Raw genomic sequence first — 1,751 nt, forward strand, 5'->3', positions numbered from 1 at the left:
CATCGGCGCGGCCCGGCAGTACGCCCGCCAGGCCACCATCAGTGCCGTCCTGCAGCGCGGCCTGCTGCCCGGCGCGGTCGCCGAGATCCCCGGCGTGCGCAGCGCGCTCGTCTACGAGCCCTGCGACAAGGGCGGCCCGAGCGGCGACTTCTACGACCTGTTCCCGGCGGGGGACGGCCGCTGGTGCTTCGCCGTCGGCGACGTCCAGGGCAAGGGCCCGGAGGCGGCCGTGGTGATCGGCCTGGCCCGCCCCTGGCTGCGCCTCCTCGCCCGCGAGGGCTACCGGGTCGCCGACGTGCTGGACCGCCTCAACCAGCTGCTGCTGGACGACGCCACCGAGGCCGCCGACGCCGCCGCCCGCGCCCTGGTCGCCGGCGGCCGGCCGACGGCCGCCGGGGACGGTCCGCAGACCCGGTTCCTCTCCCTGCTGTACGGCGAGCTGACGCCGCACGCCGGCGGGGTGCGCTGCACGCTCGCCTCGGCCGGCCATCCGCTGCCGCTCGTCCTCGGACCCGACGGCACCGTGCGCACCGCCGCCCGCCCGCAGACGCTGCTCGGGGTGGTGGAGGACGAGACGTACACCAGCGAGACCCTGGAGCTGCGGCCCGGCGACAGCCTGCTGTGCGTCACCGACGGGGTCACCGAGCGGCGCTCGGGCAGCCGCCAGTTCGACGACGGCGACGGGCTGGCCCGCGCCCTGTCCGGCTGCGCCGGGCTGAGCGCGGAGCTGATCGCGGAAAGGATCCGCCGCCTGGTCCACGACTTCGGCGGCGGCCTCCCCGAGGACGACCTGGCCCTCTTGGTGCTCCAGGCGGAGTAGGGCCCGCGGTGCGGGACAATGGACAGCATGCCTTCCGCACTTCCCGACGGCGAGCCCGTCCCCGCCGACGGCGCGCTGCCCGCGCACGCGCTCGCCGGGGCCGCGGGCCGCCCGCTCGGCTTCTACCTGCACGTGCCGTACTGCGCGACCCGCTGCGGCTACTGCGACTTCAACACCTACACCGCGACCGAACTGCGCGGGACCGGCGGTGTGCTCGCCTCCCGGGACAACTACGCGGACACCCTCGCCGACGAGGTCCGGCTGGCGCGGAAGGTGCTGGGCGACGACCCGCGCGAGGTCCGCACGGTCTTCGTGGGCGGTGGTACGCCGACCCTGCTGGCCGCCGGTGATCTCGTACGGATGCTGGGGGTGATCCGCGACGAGTTCGGTCTCGCGCCGGACGCGGAGATCACCACGGAGGCGAACCCGGAGTCCGTCGACCCGGCCTACCTCGCCACCCTCCGCGAGGGCGGCTTCAACCGGATCTCCTTCGGCATGCAGAGCGCGCGCCGGCACGTGCTGCGGGTGCTGGACCGGACCCACACCCCCGGCCGCCCCGAGGCGTGCGTCGCGGAGGCGCGGGCGGCGGGCTTCGAGCACGTCAACCTGGACCTGATCTACGGCACGCCCGGGGAGAGCGACGAGGACTGGCGGGCGTCCCTGGCGGCCGCCCTCGGCGCCGCCCCCGACCACATCAGCGCCTACGCGCTCATCGTCGAGGAGGGCACCCAGCTCGCCCGCCGGATCCGCCGCGGCGAGGTCCCGATGACCGACGACGACGTGCACGCCGACCGGTACCTGATCGCCGAGGAGATGCTGGGCGCGGCGGGCTTCGACTGGTACGAGGTGTCCAACTGGGCCGCCTCGGAGGCGGGCCGCTGCCTGCACAACGAGCTGTACTGGCGCGGCGCCGACTGGTGGGGCGCGGGCC

General features: G+C 75.5%; 2 protein-coding genes. Both read left to right on the forward strand.

Translation table 11 applies throughout. The features are described 5' to 3' along the window. Positions 1-820 (forward strand): PP2C family protein-serine/threonine phosphatase (locus IE312_RS41445; RefSeq protein ID WP_229900319.1); only part of this gene is annotated, 820 nt, incomplete at its 5' end. A gap of 27 nt (positions 821-847) precedes the next feature. Continuing rightward, positions 848-1,751, forward strand: a 904-nt coding sequence (hemW, locus tag IE312_RS23115) for a radical SAM family heme chaperone HemW (RefSeq protein WP_229900320.1), incomplete at its 3' end; no start/stop codon positions are given.

It is taken from the genome of Streptomyces capoamus, from assembly GCF_014654935.1.
GTDB classification, from domain to species: Bacteria; Actinomycetota; Actinomycetes; order Streptomycetales; family Streptomycetaceae; genus Streptomyces; species Streptomyces capoamus.